This window comes from Candidatus Enterococcus ikei (assembly GCF_017316105.1).
Taxonomy (GTDB): domain Bacteria; phylum Bacillota; class Bacilli; order Lactobacillales; family Enterococcaceae; genus Enterococcus_L; species Enterococcus_L ikei.
Map to the genome: position 1 here is coordinate 1 of NZ_JAFLWD010000006.1, position 20,371 is coordinate 20,371.

Annotated in this window: 17 protein-coding genes; all 17 read right to left on the reverse strand. The window is 32.0% G+C overall.

The window, feature by feature from the left end; all coding sequences use genetic code 11:
- Positions 1 to 1,364: GH25 family lysozyme (locus JZO69_RS01740; protein ID WP_207111188.1), on the reverse strand; the 1,364-nt coding region annotated here is incomplete at its 3' end.
- A gap of 294 nt (positions 1,365 to 1,658) precedes the next feature.
- Entirely contained in the window at positions 1,659 to 3,101 is a 1,443-nt protein-coding gene (locus JZO69_RS01745; protein ID WP_207111189.1) for a lipopolysaccharide biosynthesis protein, read from the reverse strand.
- 131 nt (positions 3,102 to 3,232) lie between these two features.
- Entirely contained in the window at positions 3,233 to 4,234 is a 1,002-nt protein-coding gene (locus tag JZO69_RS01750) for a glycosyltransferase family 2 protein (protein WP_207111190.1), read from the reverse strand.
- Positions 4,227 to 5,327 (reverse strand): glycosyltransferase, encoded by a 1,101-nt coding sequence (locus JZO69_RS01755; protein WP_207111191.1) that lies wholly within the window; start codon positions 5,325 to 5,327, stop codon positions 4,227 to 4,229. The genes JZO69_RS01750 and JZO69_RS01755 overlap by 8 nt, the downstream gene beginning before the upstream one ends.
- A gap of 3 nt (positions 5,328 to 5,330) precedes the next feature.
- The gene (locus JZO69_RS01760) at positions 5,331 to 5,681 is read right to left on the reverse strand and encodes a DUF2304 domain-containing protein (protein ID WP_207111192.1); all 351 of its coding nucleotides are present in this window, start codon (positions 5,679 to 5,681) and stop codon (positions 5,331 to 5,333) included.
- Positions 5,681 to 6,409: a glycosyltransferase family 2 protein gene (locus JZO69_RS01765; RefSeq protein WP_207111193.1), complete on the reverse strand. Its 729-nt coding sequence runs from the start codon at positions 6,407 to 6,409 to the stop codon at positions 5,681 to 5,683. Before JZO69_RS01765 ends, JZO69_RS01760 begins: the two co-directional genes overlap by 1 nt.
- Positions 6,410 to 6,431: 22 nt before the next feature.
- The gene (locus tag JZO69_RS01770) at positions 6,432 to 7,226 is read right to left on the reverse strand and encodes a glycosyltransferase family 2 protein (protein ID WP_207111194.1); all 795 of its coding nucleotides are present in this window, start codon (positions 7,224 to 7,226) and stop codon (positions 6,432 to 6,434) included.
- Between the two features lie 218 nt (positions 7,227 to 7,444).
- Positions 7,445 to 8,698, reverse strand: a complete 1,254-nt coding sequence (locus JZO69_RS01775; protein WP_375270048.1) for a glycosyltransferase family 4 protein — start codon at positions 8,696 to 8,698, stop codon at positions 7,445 to 7,447.
- Between the two features lie 2 nt (positions 8,699 to 8,700).
- Positions 8,701 to 10,053 (reverse strand): DUF2142 domain-containing protein, encoded by a 1,353-nt coding sequence (locus JZO69_RS01780; RefSeq protein WP_207111196.1) that lies wholly within the window; start codon positions 10,051 to 10,053, stop codon positions 8,701 to 8,703.
- Positions 10,037 to 13,135: a rhamnan synthesis F family protein gene (locus JZO69_RS01785; RefSeq protein ID WP_207111197.1), complete on the reverse strand. Its 3,099-nt coding sequence runs from the start codon at positions 13,133 to 13,135 to the stop codon at positions 10,037 to 10,039. The genes JZO69_RS01780 and JZO69_RS01785 overlap by 17 nt, the downstream gene beginning before the upstream one ends.
- 75 nt (positions 13,136 to 13,210) lie before the next feature.
- Entirely contained in the window at positions 13,211 to 14,443 is a 1,233-nt protein-coding gene (locus JZO69_RS01790; RefSeq protein ID WP_207111198.1) for an ABC transporter ATP-binding protein, read from the reverse strand.
- A gap of 2 nt (positions 14,444 to 14,445) precedes the next feature.
- Positions 14,446 to 15,246, reverse strand: coding sequence for an ABC transporter permease (locus JZO69_RS01795; RefSeq protein ID WP_207111199.1), 801 nt, complete (start codon positions 15,244 to 15,246; stop codon positions 14,446 to 14,448).
- A gap of 281 nt (positions 15,247 to 15,527) precedes the next feature.
- The gene (locus JZO69_RS01800) at positions 15,528 to 16,697 is read right to left on the reverse strand and encodes a nucleotide sugar dehydrogenase (RefSeq protein WP_207111200.1); all 1,170 of its coding nucleotides are present in this window, start codon (positions 16,695 to 16,697) and stop codon (positions 15,528 to 15,530) included.
- Positions 16,698 to 16,858: 161 nt separating this feature from the next.
- Complete coding sequence (gene rfbD, locus JZO69_RS01805; protein ID WP_207111201.1) at positions 16,859 to 17,689, reverse strand: dTDP-4-dehydrorhamnose reductase; 831 nt, start codon at positions 17,687 to 17,689, stop codon at positions 16,859 to 16,861.
- 106 nt (positions 17,690 to 17,795) lie between these two features.
- Entirely contained in the window at positions 17,796 to 18,824 is a 1,029-nt protein-coding gene (rfbB, locus tag JZO69_RS01810; RefSeq protein WP_207111202.1) for a dTDP-glucose 4,6-dehydratase, read from the reverse strand.
- 24 nt (positions 18,825 to 18,848) lie between these two features.
- The gene (rfbC, locus tag JZO69_RS01815; protein ID WP_207111203.1) at positions 18,849 to 19,421 is read right to left on the reverse strand and encodes a dTDP-4-dehydrorhamnose 3,5-epimerase; all 573 of its coding nucleotides are present in this window, start codon (positions 19,419 to 19,421) and stop codon (positions 18,849 to 18,851) included.
- A gap of 14 nt (positions 19,422 to 19,435) precedes the next feature.
- Positions 19,436 to 20,305: a glucose-1-phosphate thymidylyltransferase RfbA gene (gene rfbA, locus JZO69_RS01820; protein ID WP_207111204.1), complete on the reverse strand. Its 870-nt coding sequence runs from the start codon at positions 20,303 to 20,305 to the stop codon at positions 19,436 to 19,438.
- Between the last annotated feature and the right edge of the window lie 66 nt (positions 20,306 to 20,371).

Below are 20,371 nucleotides of genomic sequence, written 5' to 3' on the forward strand. Positions count from 1 at the left end.
ACATCAAACGTACCTTTGTTTGCGTTATATGCTCCTACTTCTGCACTCAATTTTGGAGTAGAAACTGTAAATTTGTTGCTTGTTATAAATTTCATTGTTCCATTTGGAAGTTGGATATACGTGTGTACATTGTAATTACCTGCATCTTTATGTTTTTTTATATCGATGCTTGTGCTGTATGTCCCGTTGCTATTTCTCTTACCAGAATACCATTGAAGATCATCTTGCCCATTTTTATCCGACCAAGTAGCAAATTGGACAGACTTTGGAATTTGTCCACCCATTTCTATATTTCCTGTAGCATTATATACAGTCTCAGAGCCTGTTGTATCTACAATTGAGGTTGTTCCTGTAACCGGAATACTTTCATCCCACGCTGCATCTCCGGTAAACAATCCTGTATAATCCGTATTTATATCAAATGCATGAGCAATTCCTGGAAAATAAAAATTTGAAGACCATTGCCATGAAGAAAAGTCACTATTCCAATTTTGAGAAGCTGTAGGTGAATATGGATACTGCGCTACCCAAGTATTATTCTTACCAAATAGTCCAGTATCAAAAATACCTCCTGCAACATCCAACCAACTTCTTGACAAATAGTATGCAACTTTACTGTATCCAGAACTATTCAATTTATTTTTAAAAGCCATTGTGTTTGCATTTAGAGAATCAATTCGCATAGCTGGTTCTTCAATATCAGATACCATAACTGTTTCTTTAGATAGACCTAGTGCATTAGCCTTACTAGCAAAATATGCTGCTTCTGCTTGTGCGCCTGCAGCTGAAGTGTAATGACCATAATGATACACGGAAACTTTTAAGCCTGCACTTTGAGCATTTCTTATTTGTGACTCTGCCTCAGGATTAAAATAGGTTGTTCCTTCTGTCAGTTTTACGATAACACCTTTTACCCCATAGTTTTTCATCATTTGGTATTGAGCCACAGTAATTGTACCGTTATGTGAGGACACATCAATAAAACTGACTGTTGGACGATTTGTTTCACCTGCCATCACTACATCGATTGCGTCTCTAGTTTCTCTTTTACTTCTTCCTTTTGAAGCTAGGTCGGAACGATCTGACGGACGTGGTTCGTAAAAATCCTGATTTTCTTCTGTTAGAGGACTAGTCTCTTCTGTAGTGCTATTTGTAGTACTACTAGATACTTCAGTCTTTTCCTCGCTAGAGCTACTAATTGTTGAACTTTCACTCTGTGTATTATCTGTACTTGCATATGTATTTGATGTATCTTGAATAGTTACTTCTTGACTTGATGTAACTTCTGCTAATACTTGCATAGGTGGATATGCATATGTGGATAAACATAAAAAAACAGTTCCTAAAGAAAAAATTTTCTTCATATAAATCAATCTCCAAACTTTTTATAGTGAATTTAATGAGTTTTCTAATTTTACAACATTCAACTTTATAAAGCAATGATGTTAAAAAGACTCCTTTAGATAGTAGCTTGACAGCAGTTAAAAATATATCATTTCTATTTCTTTTAGATACTTTTATTTCATCTTATATCTCAATTTCTTAAAAAACAAAGTACTTATCATGAGTGAAACAACGTATTAATCGTAATAATATTCTGTTTCACTCATGAAAATCATTTTATATAATTACTTTTTACAGTTCTATCAGATAATATTTTATTGATTTTTATTGTTGTTTTCCTTGAACAAACTTTTGATTACCTTAATTTCACCAAAAAAGTACATACAAATAACTACTACTACAAGCCAAACGATTCCTCTTATCAACAAAGTGAAAAATAGATTAGAAAAGCTAAGGAAAGGATTTGTAATAACCATTATTATTGCTACTAATATACTCATAAGAGCTGGAATAATAAGTTGTTTCAATGCATCTTGCAGTCTGCCATCTAAAACTTTAGTCATCAATAACCAATAAGACACAATAAAATTAATAAGATTGGCAATACATACAAAAATTGAAACATAGATAATCGTTCCAAAACTTACTCCCATTATTATACTAGGAATCATTATCAGAATAGAAATAATTCCATTTACTAATAGCTTGTTAGAGTGGTCTCGAGCCATAAATATACTGCTAGTCACTGCATTCAACATCTGAGCCCATAGACTAAACGATAATATAGAAAAAGGAACCACAGCTCCATACCATCTCGAACCAAAAAGGAAAAAGATTATTTCTTGTGCATTTAGCATCATAAAAATTGTTAAAGGAAAAGCAATTAAACTTAAAACGCGAATAATTTTGAAAAAAGTTTCTCTAATTAACTTTACGTTATCTTGGTGTTGAGAAAGTATCGGTTGCAATACTGGTGTTATCACACCCAAGAACACAGTTGTAGGCATTGTAAGTAACTGATAACTTTTTTGATAGTTAGCGATAGGAACAGGACCTAAAAATTTTCCCACTAACAAATTATCTGAATTTCTTGAAAGGTAATTAAAAATAGTGAAGAATAACTGGTTTCTTGTAAAAGATTGAATAGATAAAAAAGGTTGAGGGTTTAAACTTTTTGTATATTGAATTTTTACTGCTGAAAAATTTAATATTAGCGAAACAATCGCCGGTACAGCGCTACAAATAACTAAAGCATATATACCCCATCCGGCAAATGCGGCAGTAATACCAAATATAGCTCCAATAAAACTTGAAAAAAACAAGCGTAAATTCAACGCTCGAAAACGCAGGCTTTTATTTAAAATAGCTCTAGGAACCGTATTTATTCCTTCACAAAGGACAACAACCGACATTGACCAAAATAAAGGTTTGTACATATCATTATGGTATGCAAGTGCAATTAGATTACCTGAAAAACCAAAAATTATACTTAGAAGAATTGAAAAAAGGATGGTGTAATTAAATAGGATACCATAATCTCTCTCATTCAATTCCTTTTTTTGGATAATAGCTGGTCCGATTCCAGCAGTTACTATCAGTTGAAAAAAAAGCAAATAAACTTGAGCATTTGCAACGATACCAAATTCCTCTACTGGAATTAATCTTGAAAGAATGATATTTATCAACAATTGAATCAATATAACACTATATTGTCCAATCGCTGTAAATATCATGCCTATGCGAAAAGTACTATTCATTTAAAAACCCTTTCCTTCTATATTTCTCTTCTTTAATTAACAGTCTATCGTAGTTTTTTTGATTAGAATATTTCCTTCCATCTAAAGAAACTCACAAAACAGTCCCCCTATTTTGTGTGCTTCATAAATGATCAACGTACAACCCTCTTGACCAACTTTTTGAAGAAAACATCCTTGTCAGGCTGATTCGTTTTATAAGCTTTACTTATAATAAAAATAAAAAAATAATACATTGTCCAAGATAAATAGATCATATTTCGTGGAAAAAAACCTTTTGAATATTGTTTATTCTGTGAGTACAATTTTTTTAGCAAGTCTTTCGATAAAGTTGTTTTATCTTCCATACACTTTACAGCCATAAAATCATTTACATTCATAGCCTTCTGATAAAAATGTGTCAGTGCTTCTGGATGACTTTTCTTGAAAAATGAAAGTGTAAGTTCATTTTTTTTGAGAATATCAAAATTTTTCTTATTGATTTTAGAAGTCAATGTTGAATTTTCTGTGGTTCTATAATAATAGCACACAGAATCTACTAAAATTATTTCATCGATCTTATCTATTATTTCATAGAAGAAAATACCGTCCTCATATATGATTCCTTCGTGAAACTTAACTTCTTCAATTAGCGTACGATGATAAATTTTGCCAGAAGCTGATACAGCATGATAATCTGATGCATATAGTTTTTCTACTAATGTTAAAAAATCACCTTTTAAAGATGTCTTATTCACTGAAAGATCGTTAGATAATTCTTTAATATTTTTAGTGAATTTACACATAGCAAGCTTTACATTCATTTCATTCACTGCTTTATATAAGATCTCTACATGAGTCGAAGAAATCAAATCATCACTATCCACAAAAATAAAGTATGTACCCTTGGCATGTTGAATACCAACATTTCTTGCACTAGATTGACCACCATTTTCCTTCACAATCAATTGAGTTTTAAACTCTGGATGAGCCTCACAAAATTCTTGAGCGATTTCCCTAGATTGGTCAGTTGATCCGTCATCAATCAATACAATTTCAATATTTTTGTATGTTTGAGTTACAAGGCTCTCTAAGCATTCTAATAAATATTTTTCAACATTGTAAATAGGAACAATAATACTCACTAATTCACTCATGCATAACTCCTTTCAAGTACTCAATTACTGGAGAAAATGTTTTATCAAACGTAAAATTACTTTTCCCATAAAGGTAAATTTCCTGAGAAAGTTGATTTTTGGATTTATCATTCAAAAGTTGCTCATACCAATGGACAATATCAGAAATTTCTATCGGTGTATCGTCACTAGGAACTCTATAATAAAAAGGTAACTTCCGCTCATCTAAATCTGTTGCTACACCGGAAATAATCGGCAACCCCTTAGCAAGATATTCTTTCCCTTTTAAACTACTATTGTACGAAACACCTGAACGATGTCTTGCTAAAGAATCAACACCTATATCAGCCGCTTGATAGTAATCTTCAAGCTCAGAAAGTTTTTTTCTTCCTTTTAAATGAACTGCATGATCAAGTTTATAATCTGTGACCATTTTTTGATATTTCTTTAAAACAGGTCCATCTCCTATGAGGGTAAAACTAACTTCTGTTTTCTTTTTGTCATCAGCATAATAATTTTTCAACCCTTCAATCAATCGGTCATATCCATGATAAAAACAAAGCGTCGCCACACCCAACAAATTTATGGATTGACCTACTTTTTTACTATCAAACTTCATCGTTGTAAATTCATATGCATTAGAAATATTGATACATTCAATTCCGAAAATTTCCCGATCATCTGAATAAGTAACTATTCTATCAACATATTTCGACAATTCTCGGGTCCATATTCGCTCTTTCATCATGATATCAAGTTTTACTAAACCATTAAATTCATCGAGATAAGGGTATGTCGGAACTTCAAGAATTATTATTATACTAGGGTTAAGTCTTTTCGCTTTTCTTACTAAATTAACTACACTTTTATCTAAAACAGCACCTTTGCGAATATAAACAAAGTCAAAATTTTTCCAGTTTATATTTTTAGTATTAAAGTATTGTTCTGAAAAAAATGGGACTAGATTTCTTAATAAATGAACTATATTCCTTTTCCCATTTATATGTCTAGTCATATGGAAATCATTTTTTTCAAATTCGTTAATTTGCTTATTGATTTTTTCCAAGATCCCATATGCATGAGTCAGATCTTGAGACAAATAAATTCCATTCATAAACTAATCCTCTTCTGTTTCATTCATCTTCTTCTTTAAAAGAGATAATTCTTGTGTTAGTACTCTTAACTGTTTTTCTGTATTGATCAACGTGATTTGCGTAACCAAAGAGAAAAACAGGAGAATTCCTGTTAATAAGAAAAGAGCTAACGATGTCAAAGTAGTAATGCCTAACAATTTAGCTACTGCATTTCCTATTGGAGGGAATAATGCACCCACTATCATAACAATACCTAACAACAGCCATTTGTTCATCTGACGAACTTCAGCATGACCTTTTCGTGTCAAATGAATAGTAGAAACAAAAAAAATAATCGCTATCAAAACCGCTAAAATTTGTAATTGAAAAGGCATTAATATTCCTCCTTATCTATTAATGAAGCAATTAATATCGATAATGAAACATTAATCATATAGCTAATTGAATTTATGATGCTAATACTCGATTTCCCTGTTTCTCGCTCAAACATCTTAACTCCGACTTCTTTGATTTTAAACTTATTCGCTATCAAATACATATAACTCTCAGGTTCAGGATATTGGCTTGGGTATCTATCCACAAATTGCTGGATTATTTTTCTATTACCAGCTCGGTATCCGCTAGTTACATCTTTAATATTTACACCTGTCAACACACGAATCAAATTGGATAAAATTTTAATGCCAAGTTGTCTAGCACCAGATGATTTAAATTCTGAATCACTATCTAAAACAAATCTTGAACCTACAGTAAAATCAGCTTGATTTAAAATGATTGGATCGATTAGTTTAGCTAAAGAATAAATATCATGTTGCCCATCACCATCAAATTGCACAGCAATATCGTACCCTTCATTTAAAGCATATTTGTAGCCCGTTTGAACAGCTCCACCAATGCCTAAATTATAAACAAGCTCGATATGATTGATGTTGTTAGCCTGTAAAACCTCTTCTTCATTGTCAGTGGAACCATCATTAATTACCACATAATCAAGATGGTAAGAGCATGACCGTCTATATTCTTCTACTTTTTTTATTACCTCTACAATTCCATCAGCTTCATTATAAGCTGGAATAATCAATAAAATTTTATTAGTTTTCATTTTACCGTCCCTAAAAAATAAATTAAGTATTATTTGATTTTTGGTTAAAAGTATAGAATTTCATTATGAGCTTTGAAATATTTTTTCCCCAATAACGTTCAAACAATAATTGCTCTTCAACTTCCCTTGTTTTATCAATCGTGTTATTTGTTGTTTCAGACTCTTCATGTATTCGGTGAAGCATTAGTCTTTTTGGAATGTACTTAACGCTGCCTTCTTTTTTCATGATTCTTTCCCAGGCATCCCAGTCTAATGTCATCTTCAGTGACTCATCGAATTTAAAGCCTTTCAGCCTTTCCATATTGTACGTAACAGCTGGACAAGAAATAAAATTACCAAAAGCATAAATTCGTCTTTGATACCATTTAAACGGTAATATAGATAACATGTGTAGACCAGCGGTTTTTATATATAAATTGATATTCCTTTTTCTTAAATCCCCTTTATTGTCTATCTCACTGTAATCAGTAAAAACAATATTACACTTTTTATGTTTTTCAAACGTTTGGACCACAAGATTGCCGTAGTCAGGTATGTATACATCATCTTGATGTGCAATTGTTGCATAGGTTGTTTCTACAAATGATAAAGCATTATTCCAATCTTTACCAATACCTCCACCTTGGAGAGTAAACATAGGAATATTAAAAGCTTTACATAAATTTTCGATAAAATCATTTGGTGTACTTGTGTACAACTGTACTTGTGATTTTCCAGCTTTTACCAAAGTTTGATTAACACAAGATTCAATACACGCTCTAAGATAAGGAGATTCTCCATAAGCACATATCATAAAGGTATGTTTTAACTTTTCCATATTATTCCTTCCTTATCACTATTAGCTATTAAAATAAATAATACACAGAAAAAAATTAAGTTATCACTTTAGAATACAGAGTGATTCCACTACTGATAACTTAATTGTATTGTACTATTTAAAAATATTATATTCAAGTTTACTTAGGAAACACTTCTTTTGCTAGACTATTAACAGCTAAATGCTGAAGGTTTCAAAAATAATAAAACAATTGCTTCTTATTTACGAAATACTTTATAAATAATTCTTTGTAACTTTTGTCTGACTTTAAATTCTAAACGTGCTAATTTGCTTTTCTTTTCATCTAAAGTAAGTAGATTACTAATATGTCGAACTGAATTTTCTTGTTTATGATCATTAGTGTCTATTTCTTTAATAATTTCTTTATAAACAACTGATAACTCATAAATATTTTTAGCCTCTGTTATAAATTTAAAAGCATCCTTTCGGACCTGTGTAAAGTTGTCTAATGTTGTCTCAATCAATGATGTTAATTCCTCAACATTACCAGTTTTATATAATTGTCCAAATTTAAACATTTCGTACGCAGAAGAGTGCCCCGGATTGTCTGATAGTATTACAGGAATACCATTTAATAAAGCTTCAACATAGACTAAACCGAATGTTTCCATTGCAGAAGGAAATACACATAAATCTTGATCTGTTAAGTTCTCCCAAGGATTCTCCATATTTCCTAAAAATGAAATATTTTTCACTCGATTTTTTTTAATATGATCCGTACATTCTTTTTTGTACTCTTCATCCCATCCACCTATAAAAACGAGTTCTATATCGGAGCGATTCAAATTTTCAAATGCTTGAATCAGTTCAAGTTGATTCTTTCGTTCAGATATCCGTCCTATTGATACAATTCTTTGTTTCTTTCCGGCTTTTGGCTCTATTGTATCAATTTCCGTATACGGAGAAAAAGATTTTATTTTTCTATTAGGAAATAACTCTGCTATTTTTTCACTTAATTGGCCATTGACCGCAAAAATTTCAGTTGAATAGTCATCAATAAAATCTAGCTTATTGATATAATAAGCAAATTCATTTTCTGGAAATTCATGGATTAACCAAAAATGGGGCGTTTCTTTTAATGCAGCAGCTACTGCTCCTTGAAAAATGTTTACAGTGTTACTAATAACAATGTCCACTTTATTCTCTTCAATTACATCAGTGATTTTTTTGATCGTTTCTCTATATGAGTTAGCTCTCTGAGCCTCAGTACCAAATAAATGTCCTGGTGCATCTTCCCACCACCAGCGTTGACTATTTATCAAAATACAGTCAATGCCACATTCTGTAAACCTCTTCGAATAATCATTTTCAGTAACTTTTTGCTGTGTTGGGGCGATGTTTATTACTTTGTATCCTTCAAAAGCCAAAAATTTCATCAAATTAAAAATTGATACTTCCGCTCCGTTGTCTAATGTACCTGTTGGTGAAACAAAGAGAATTGTTTTCATAATCATCATCCTATCAATTGTCTTAAATTTATCAACCACTCAGCTTCTTGTAATGGGAACCAATAGGTTAAAAGGATTAGGTAAATCATCATAACAAAATTCATGATAATCGTAATTACAGCAAGCTTGGTTATACTCTTTTCATTAAAAACAACAGTCATCTTTTCTTTGCAACTAATAAAGAGTGGTGCTAAATATATTAAAAACGGTGTAAAGTATCTTCCTTGTGCTCCTTGGGATATCAACGCATCGTCTCCCAAGACAAGAGGTGTCCATGCGAAATACATACCACCTATAATAACAATTGCTTGAAAAGGTAACATTCCACCAGACAATACCCCGAAACTTTTATTTAATTTATATGGTTCATTTTTCATTAATAGAATTGTTAGCACAGCAATATCAATAAAGATCAACCACATAGGAATTTGAAAATCGAATATTCCTAAATAACCAAACATCCCAGTTGTTAAATACGTATTTAAATGAGGATTTAAGTTATTATCTAAAATGGTATTCAGCATTACTTGTGCAAAATTTGTTATTCCGCCTTTATCTTTCAAGTAAAAAACTGAAAATGTCATTAAAAGTCCCAAGACAAAAACGATTAGAATATATTTGTATTTTTTGGTCAATCTTTCGCAGTTTTCAATCCAGACATTTGTCTTAGCAAATTTTTCTGGGAGTCTTAAGCTTAAAGTCAACAATAAAGCTACTAAGAATAAATTATTGATCTTAGTTATATATAATCCTACTGTAGCAAGTAATAACAGAATCATATATTTTTTCGTAAGTAATTTTTCTACTGATAAATTACTTAAAATTGCGAAGAAACCTGTGACTGCAACAAAATTCATGACATCATACGAAAGCGATGAACTCTGTTGAATCATTATCGGTAAAAGAGATATAAACATTAATGCCATTTTCCCATATTTTAGGTGTTTTATAATAAAATACATCATCAAAATATAAAATATAGCGTTGAATATGCGTCCAAGGGTAATCATAATTCCTACTGATGGATAAACAATCTTTCCTAACGACATACCTAATAACTGCGGCAATTGCATTATTCTTTTTGGTGGCAGAGAAAGCTTGACCTTCTCATTACTAAAATCTAATTTCTTAGTGAATAATTGATAATATTCTTCTGTATCAATTTCTCCTTTAGTACTATCAATTTTTTGCCATTGAAAGCTCTTATCAGTCTTCTCATATAAAATTCCCCAAGCCATTCTAGCATGGCTCGCCTCATCAGGAACTCTAGCAATTGGCATCAAAAAAATACTTAAACTAATAAATACAGAAGCCAATAGTAAAAATATTTTTTCTGGTTTTTCAAATTGTTTTTTCATTAATATACCCTACTAACTCATCTATTTTATGATTGGTCGTGCAATGCTCCAAAACGTATTTATACGCATTCTCGGCAATTTCTTTCCTCATATCTTTGGATTGAATCAGCAATTCCAACTTAACATACCACTCATCATCAGAAACCAATATCCCCGTCTCATTATCTATAATCATTTCTTTAAAAGCCCCAATATCACTAGCAACTGTCGGTACCTTTACAAGGGCTGCTTCGATCCATTTGATTTCTGACTTAGCTTCATTAAAAATTGAAGTTACCAAAGGTGCTAGATTAATATCAACATCACTAATCAACTCAGGCAATTTTTGCCATGCAACAAAAGGATGAATTTTGATTCTATTGTTAAAAGGTTTAAGGTCACTAGGCAAATCTAAGTGTCCAACTAAGTGAAGTTCTAAATTATCATATTTTTCTAGTAATTTTATGATAGCCCCCTTCACCAATTCGAAGTTCTCATTATGTGTAATTGATCCAGAGAAGTATCCTATCTTTACTTTCTCATCAAATTCGTCATAATTTTTCATCGTTGCTTGACTTAGTTCGACTAACTCCATATTTGCTAAGTTTCGATTTAATAATACTAAATCTTTATAGTTGAAAAGTTCGCTTTGCATTTTTTGTGTAGAAGTAACCACTCCATCACATAATTTTAGCATCTCTCCATAGCTAATCACACCATTATCATAATTTTGCTTATCCGGTGCTGATAATTCTTTCACGTACGTTAACTGGTCCGTATACTTTGTATCAATGACTAAATCGTCTATATCATACAAGATCACTTTATTATACTTCCGAGCCAAATGAATCAACTCAACCAGCTTATTATCAATCGGTGCGCGATAAATGATTATATGGCTTGCATGTTCCGCATACCCCATTTGAAAAGAAGATAAATTTATACTCCAAACATCATAGCCAAGTGATTCTAATTGTTCTATTTTGTTTTGCACCCGGTATTTAGTCAATTGAGGAATAGCATTTTCTACACCATCAATAATCAATATATGTTCTTTTGCCTGTTTATTTTTAACGTCATCCATGATTTGATCAATAATTTCTATTGGATAATCTGTTTCTGACTTAATATATTCTATCAGGTCAGGTATTTCTGTTTCTCTAAGTAAACCTTGCCAAGCAAATTTATCATTATTATAGTTGGAAAAAGCAGTATATTTTATTAAAGGTACACCTTCTTTTACCATCTTTAATGGATGAATGTACATTGGGCTATCAACATTATTTTCATTAAAAGCGCCATGTTTGAAGCCTAACTCTTCAAAATGTTTAGTAAAAACAGTTTCATGCTTCCCTATCGCTTTGTTTCTTGAATCAGTATCATCCAAACTTCTCCAATAGTCGTAAAATCCATCATAAGTTAACAATGATTTTTCAATAATCAGAAAATATGATTGTAAATGAACTGGGATAAAGCCATACTTATTATATTGCGTAAAATCATTTTGTTCTTCCCCATATGAAATACCCCAAAAATCTAATTTTCTTTTTGCCATTTTAGAAAAAGCAGAAGAAATATCCCCAATCGGTCCGACATTTGTATCATTGACTAATAAGAGTTCATCATATTTACTCAATTGATCTTTTCCGAAATAGTTGATACCATATCGAAATGCGGCTGTATCATAGCCTTTATTACTTCTTAACTCAACATGTCCAATTTCTGAGAGCTCTAAAATATCTTCTTCTGGTAAAACACCATTGACCACTATCAAAACATTATCCACAATTTCAGCAAGAGCTTTTAAAAAATGAAGTTTATATTTTTGAAGTTTTTCTTGATCTTCATAGATCACAAAAATCAAAACTCTACTTGGTTGATCATAGTTATTTTTATTTCTCTGAATCTCTCTTACACGTTTTAGATAGATTGTTTTAATATTAGGTAATTGTTTTACCTTTCTTGATAAAACTCGATTTATTTTTCGAATTCCTTTACCAACCAATTGAGGTTTTTTTATAATTTTCATCCCCATGCTAAATGGTTTGATTATATGATTACCTACTCGAAACGATCGAGAATTCAAAATTTGATTTTTCTCTACTTCCAGCATGGCTATAACATTTTTTAAGTGTTGGTTATCATTTAACAAATCTGTCTGTTCGGTTACTAATTGCGTGTTTTTGTTTATTAAATTTTCATTTTCTAAGGATATTTTCTCTTCTGTATCGATCCTTACAAGAATTTCATTCTTTAATGTTTCAATTTGTTCCGAGAGTTGAACTAAATCATGTTCTTGATTATGAACATGTTTCGTTACGCCTTCCATATGCTGTACAAGTTCACTTATTCTATCTGACAATACAAAGATATTATTTTTGACTGCCTCCATAATTTCCATAGGAAACAGTTGTACATATTTACTCAATATGTACAAATAAACTTCAAAATAAAATCTTTCAGATACATGGTTATCTTTTCTGGAAATAGACTCATTTAATACTCGATAATTCAATTTTGTATTATGACATTTTTTGGGTATGGCACCATTCATCAAAATCATATTCATAATAAAATCATAATCAACCAGTTTTTTACGATTAAGTTCTATATCATATCTGCTATCTTTGATTTTTGACATTCGGATCAAAGAGCAATTATCAATATAATTTGATGATAAATATGTTTCTAAGTCAAATTCTTTGGCTTCCATAAAGACATCATTTGCATCAACATCAAATAAATCTGTGTAAATAATATCTGTCTGTTCATTCTGCGCTGTCAACATCAACTTTTCAACATAATCATCATCAAGATAATTGTCACTATCTACAAATAAAATGAATTCTCCAGTAGCCCACTGTAATCCCTGATTTCTCACAACACAGATACCAGCATTATCTTGTGAAACAAACTCTGTCTTTTGGTAGGGTGAGCTTGGCAGTAGTTCTGTAATAATTTGACTAGAGTTATCTGTTGATCCGTCATTTATAATTAATAGTTCGATATTGCTATACGATTGCGAAAAAACGCTTTTTAGGCATTGTGCAATATACTTTTCATGATTATAGCAAGTTATAATAATAGATACTAAATCCTTCAATTTCCACTTCACCTTTATCTAAGTTTTGTCATATTTTTTTAAAATGTGTTTTAAAAATCCATCTATAACAGACAATTACTCTTCTGATGTCCACGAACCATTTCTTTTTAAAATACCACTACTTGAAATTCTCTCGCTTTTGCTCATATTATCTTTTTTCGCCACTATAATTACTGGAGAATTTTCTTTATCTGCAAAAGCGCAAGGTTCGTCACCATCGTTACGAATTGAAACATTCAACTTTATAGTACAACCATTGATGCTATTTAGATTGCATTTATATCTAAATTTTTTCTGACCTTCACCAGATGTCATAGAATCAAAAGAATTATCATTATAGATCCAAACATTCTTATCAATATCAACCATTGAAAAAGCCACATAGGTTTTCATATTGTCAATCACATCATATGAAACTGTAAATTCAACTAAAGAGTTCTCTTTATCTATAATTGTGTCAGAAAGTAATTCTACCTTTAAATTTTCGATCATTTTTGTTTTTTGCTCTTCTTCAATTTCATTTTCTTCGTCGTTAGATCCTTCAATCACAGTAGCTGACCCGCTATCTAAAACGTTTGATAATGAATACTGATTCGCAACATCTTCTGGAGTGCCAATGATCTTCACTTCACCTTTATCGATCATCATTGCTTTATTACAATATTTACGGACAGCATCCATTGAATGTGTTACTAAAATAATCGTCTTTTTATCTTCTCTTGCCTGCATAAAATAGTCATTACACTTACGTTGAAATGCTTCATCCCCTACAGCCAAAACTTCATCTAAAACTAGAATGTCACTTTTTGATTGAATCGCAACTGAAAAAGCTAAACGAACTTGCATACCACTTGAATAATTTTTTAATTTTTGATTCATGAAATCCGATAATTCAGCAAACTCTACAATATCATCATACATATCATCAATCTCAACGGTTGAAAATCCTAATAAAGCACCATTCAAATAAACGTTTTCCTTCCCAGATAACTCTGGGTTGAATCCTACACCTAATTCGATAAATGAGACTAACTTACCATTAATTTCTACACTACCGTGTTCAGGTACATAAATTTGAGATATGATTTTTAGTAGTGTAGATTTCCCACTACCATTTCGTCCTACAATCCCAAAAAAGTCTCCTTTTTTAACTTCAAATGAAATATCTCTAAGTACTTTTTGTTCTCTGTATCCCTTGATTCCCTGAAAATAATTAACAATCGTCCTTTTCAGACTCGTTGTATTTTCCGTTGGGAGTCGGAAACTTTTACTTATACCATCTACTTTTACTGCTACGTCATTTTTCATAATTAAAGAATCTCCGCAAACTTCTTAGAATTTTTATTAAAAATCAAAAACCCGACTATCAATACGATGAAAGGTATAATATATGGAATAACCATAATAAATTTATTATCAATCAATTGCCATACTGTGACATTCACAGGACTTGTGAACCAATAACGCATATCCTGGATCATCTGCGCCATAGGATTTAATAGTAGCAACTTCGCAATTCTAATATCCGCTCTTTCAATAATCAATGTTACTGGATAAATAATCGGCGTCATATACAATCCAATCTGTAAAATAACTTCCCAGATTGGCCCAATATCTCTAAATCTTACATAAACTGTAGCTAAGATAAACGCAATTCCCAATGAAAAAGCATACAATTCTATGAAAATAAGCGGAGCCAAAAAGCCAAATACTGATAAATCAACATTGTTGATCAATCCAAAGACAAATACTATAACAAGACTGATCATCAGATTAATGAATGCATTTATAGAAACTGAAACAACAACGATATATGTTGGGAAATTAAGTTTTCTTAATAAATCTCCTCTATTAACGATCGATACCATCCCTAAGTTAGTCGTTTCATTGAAAAAGCCCCATAATACTTGACCCAAAAGTAATGCTACTGCAAAATGAGGAACATCATCTCCAAAACGGAGAAAATAAATGAACACCACGTACATAACTGCAAACAACATCACTGGTCTTAAAACCGACCATAAATAACCAATAACACTTCCTTGATACCTTAATTTAAAATCAGTTTTTACCAGTTCTTTTAATAAAATTCTATTCTTTTTTTCAAACATTAATAAATCTCCCTCAAATCTCAGTTTTTGAAGAATGACAACATTGATAACTTCATCGTCATATATCATAAAAAACATTAATGAAACAGCTTTGTAAAAATAAAAATACCTGTTATCGCACCGCAAGCAAATTCATTAATCTGTTTATTATACTAAATTTTCGCATTCAACGCTACAGTGTCGAACAGTGCATACAAAAAGTTGAATTTATTAATTAGGAAAAAACAAAGAGAAGTAGTCGTTTACCTGATTCAGAACAGCTTTTTGTATATTATCAGCTATCAATCTCTTTTAAAAATATCTCTTGTATAAATTTTTTGTTCAACATCAGACAAAGCTGTTTCCATTCGATTTACCACAATGACATCAGAAAGTTGTTTAAAAGTTTCCAAATCTTTCTCAACTTTAGAATTGAAGAACTCTTCTTCAGCTAAGTTTGGTTCGTAAACAATAACTTCTATTCCTTTTGCTTTCAATCGTTTCATAATTCCTTGAATAGAAGAATATCTAAAATTATCTGAATTTGCTTTCATTGTTAAACGATAAATCCCAACTACTTTAGGCTTTCTAGCTGCTATCTGTTCAGCAATAAAATCTTTACGAGTAGTATTAGCATCTACAATCGCACCAATAATATTATTTGGTACTTTATCATAATTCGCACGCAATTGTTTTGTATCTTTAGGTAGGCAATAACCGCCATAACCAAAAGATGGATTATTGTAATGTGAACCGATTCTTGGATCTAATCCAACACCTTCAATGATTTGCTTTGCATCTAATCCTCTTACTTCAGCATAAGTATCCAATTCATTGAAATAAGCGACTCTAAGCGCTAGATACGTGTTAGAGAATAATTTTATTGCTTCTGCCTCTGTCGCATGAGTCAGCAATACTTCAGCATTCTTATCAACTGTATTTTCTAAAAACATCGTAGAAATTTCTTTCCCACGTTCAGAACATTCACCAACAATAATTCTTGATGGATAAAGGTTATCATATAATGCCTTACCTTCACGTAAAAATTCAGGAGAAAAGATAATGTTTTCCGTTTGGTACTTTTCTTTTATAGTATCTGTATATCCAACAGGTACAGTTGATTTTATTATAAATATAGCATCTTTACGAATAGCTAATGCTCGTTCTATAACATTTTCAACAGTAGAAGTGTCAAAGTAATTTTTCTCTTCATTATAATCAGTTGGCGTTGCAATGATTAAGTACTCACCAAATTTAACCGCATCTTCGAAATCTTTCGAAAACTCGACATTTAGGTCTTTTCTATCTAGAAAAGCATGTATTTCTTTATCTTCTATAGGTGAAATTCCCTTATTTAATAAATCAATTTTTTCTTCAACGATGTCGTAGGCTTTCACTTGCTCATTTTGACTTAATAATAAAGCGTTAGCAAGTCCTACATAGCCTAAACCAAATACTGAAATTTTTTTCATTTTGTACTTCCTCCAATCAATAGTAACTAAAGATTTCAACTCAATAATTATAACTTAGATGCTTGTAAAATAAAAGATGCTCTAATTTACGCGCAATGGTTAACTGATACAAGAGCTATGTAAAAAGCAAATAAATACGGTCTATTTGCTTTTTTAGTCAATTAATTCAGCATCATTTTCAATGCTTCTTCCCAAGTTGGAATATCAAAGCCCAAGTTTTTAGCCTTGCTGATATCCATTACAGAATACTTAGGACGGATAGCTTTTTGAGGAAACTTACTTGAGTCCACAGGTAGTACTTCTACTTTAACATCTTTTAAAATTTCTTTAGCAAATTCATACCAGCTGCAGCTATTATCGTTAGATAAATGATATACACCATACGGCGCATTCTCTTTAATCACAAATGTCATAAACTCCGCTAAAGTTCTAGTCCATGTTGGGCGTCCAAATTGATCATTGACGACTGTAAGTTGGTCACGTGTTTCAGCTAATTTTTGCATAGTGAAAACAAAATTGTGTCCATACTGACCAAACACCCATGAAGTACGAATAATATAATATTTTTCCATTGATTTTTGAACGATTTGTTCACCTAACAATTTAGTGCGGCCATATTCGTTTTGTGGATTGGTTTGATCATCTACTTTGTACATATCGTCTTTTTTCGTTCCATCAAATACATAATCTGTACTAATATAAACCAATGTTGCGTCTACAGCTTTCGCAGCATCAACTACATTTTGTGTGCCGTTCACATTTATTTTTTCATCTAATTCTTTGCCTTCATCTTCTGCCTTATCTACTGCGGTATAAGCTGCACAATGATAAATAAGCTCTGGTTTTAAATTAGTGATGAATGCCATTGTCTGTTCAGCATCTGTGATATCCATTTCTTTTGAGTCTGTTGAAACATACTCTAAGCCTTGTTCATCTAATAAATGACGTAATTCTGTTCCTAATTGCCCGTTTCCACCAGTTAAAAGTATCATTATTATTTCCTCCTTCAAGAAAAAAGGCAGGACTGCTCCTGCCTCACAAATTCTTATTTCAATCAAGTATGTTGAGCGTTTATTTCTAAAGTACAATCACAACAATTTATTGTCCATTTTTAGCGTAATTTGCTTCTACAGCTTCTTTATCAGCTTGCCACCAGTCTTTGTTATCTGTATACCACTGAATTGTGTCAGCTAAACCGTCACGGAAGTTAGTAAACTCAGGTACCCAGCCTAATTCTTCACGTAACTTTGTAGAGTCTATAGCATAACGTAAGTCATGTCCTGGTCGATCATTTACATGCTCATAAGCATCTTTTGGTTGACCCATTAATTCTAAAATCAATTCCATGACTGCTTTGTTATCTTCTTCACCATCCGCACCAATTAGGTACGTTTCGCCTAAGCGACCTTTAGTTAAAATCGTCCAAACAGCGGAAGAATGGTCATTAGTATGAATCCAGTCACGTACATTCTTGCCTGCACCATATAATTTTGGTGTAATTCCACTTAAAACATTCGTAATTTGGCGTGGAATGAATTTTTCAATATGCTGATACGGTCCATAGTTATTTGAGCAGTTTGAAATTGTTGCTTTCAAGCCAAATGAGCGACCCCAGGCTTTTACTAATAAATCTGAACCTGCCTTCGTTGAAGAGTAGGGACTTGATGGATTGTACGGAGTATCAGCTGTAAATTTCTCTCCAGCTCCTTCTCCATGTCCTGGTAAATCCTCACGTAATGGTAAATCACCATAAACTTCATCTGTTGAGACATGATGATAACGAACATCATGTTTACGGCATGCTTCAATCAAAGTATACGTTCCAATAATATTTGTTTGTACAAACGGAAATGGATCGTTTAAAGAATTGTCATTATGAGATTCTGCCGCATAATGAACCACTGCATCTGTCTCTTTAACCAAGCGATCGACTAATTCAGCATCAGCGATATCGCCAACGACTAATTCAACACGATCCGTTGGTAGTCCTTCAAGATTTTTTTTATTTCCTGCATACGTTAATTTATCTAATACAGTTACATGAACTTCTGGATGATTGTTCACAACATAATGAACAAAGTTTGACCCGATGAATCCAGCTCCACCAGTAACAATGATTTTTTTCATCTTCAAAATCGCTCCTAAATTTTTTTAGATTTCACCATAAACGAAAGGATTCTCTGCTTCAAATTCTTTTAATGTCGGATGATTTTTGTCCTTTTCAGACGTGATTGCTTTTTGGATATCGATTGGCCAATCAATGGCTAAGTTAGGATCATCAAAAGCAATGCCGCCATCTGCAGCTGCATTATAATAGTTATCACACTTATACATAAAGTTAACATTTGGTGTCAACGTTACAAAACCATGTGCATAACCCTTAGGAACCAATAATTGACGATGGTTATGTTCTGACAAAATATAACCTTCCCATTGTCCATAAGTTGGGCTGCCTTTACGGATATCCACAATCACGTCTAAAACCGCACCAGTCACTACACGAATCAATTTTGTTTGAGCTGCCTCACCTTTTTGAAAGTGTAAACCTCTTAATACGCCAGCTTCGCTTGATAGGGAATGATTGTCTTGTACAAAATCAAAATCTAATCCTTGTTCAGCAAATTTTTCTTTAGAATAACTTTCAGTAAAAAAACCGCGATGGTCGCCAAAAACATCCATTTCAATGATTTTTACATCTTGCAATTTTGTATCGATAACTTTCATTATACTATTCGCTCCTACTCAGTTTCTGCTAATCGTAATAAATATTGTCCGTAACCATTTTTCTTTAATGGTTGTGCTAATTCAACTAATTGCTCTTTTGTAATATAACTCATACGGTAAGCAATTTCTTCTAAACAAGCTACTTTTAAATTTTGACGTTTCTCAATTGTTTCAATAAACGTTGACGCTTCTAATAGTGACTCATGGGTACCAGTATCTAACCATGCAAATCCTCGTCCCATCAATTCAACTGATAATTTATTTTTTTCTAAATAGACTTTATTCACATCTGTAATTTCTAATTCTCCACGTTCAGAAGGCTTGATATTTTTTGCAATCTCAACGACTTCGTTATCGTAAAAATAAAGACCAGTTACAGCATAATTGGATTTTGGCTCCGTTGGTTTTTCCTCAATAGAAAGAGCTTGCATGTTATTGTCAAATTCAACAACACCAAATCGTTCAGGGTCATTCACATGATAACCGAAAACAGTCGCTCCACTTTCTTTTGATGCTGCACGCTGCAACATATTAGATAAACCGCCGCCATAATAAATATTATCTCCTAAAACAAGACAAACACTATCATCACCAATGAACTCTTCTCCAATGATGAACGCTTGCGCTAATCCATCTGGACTTTCTTGGACTGCATATTCAATCTTGATACCCAAATCTTTCCCATCACCAAACAAACTTTCAAAACGTGGTGTATCATCAGGTGTAGAGATAATTAAAATCTCTTTTATCCCTGCTAACATTAATGTTGACATTGGATAGTAAATCATTGGTTTATCATAAATCGGCATTAATTGTTTTGATGTCGCTTTCGTTAATGGATACAGTCTTGTTCCACTTCCCCCAGCTAAAATTATTCCTTTCATGGAAAAACTCCTTTAAATTATTTATTTCGTTTACTTAATAATATCACTAAACATTATCGCATTATC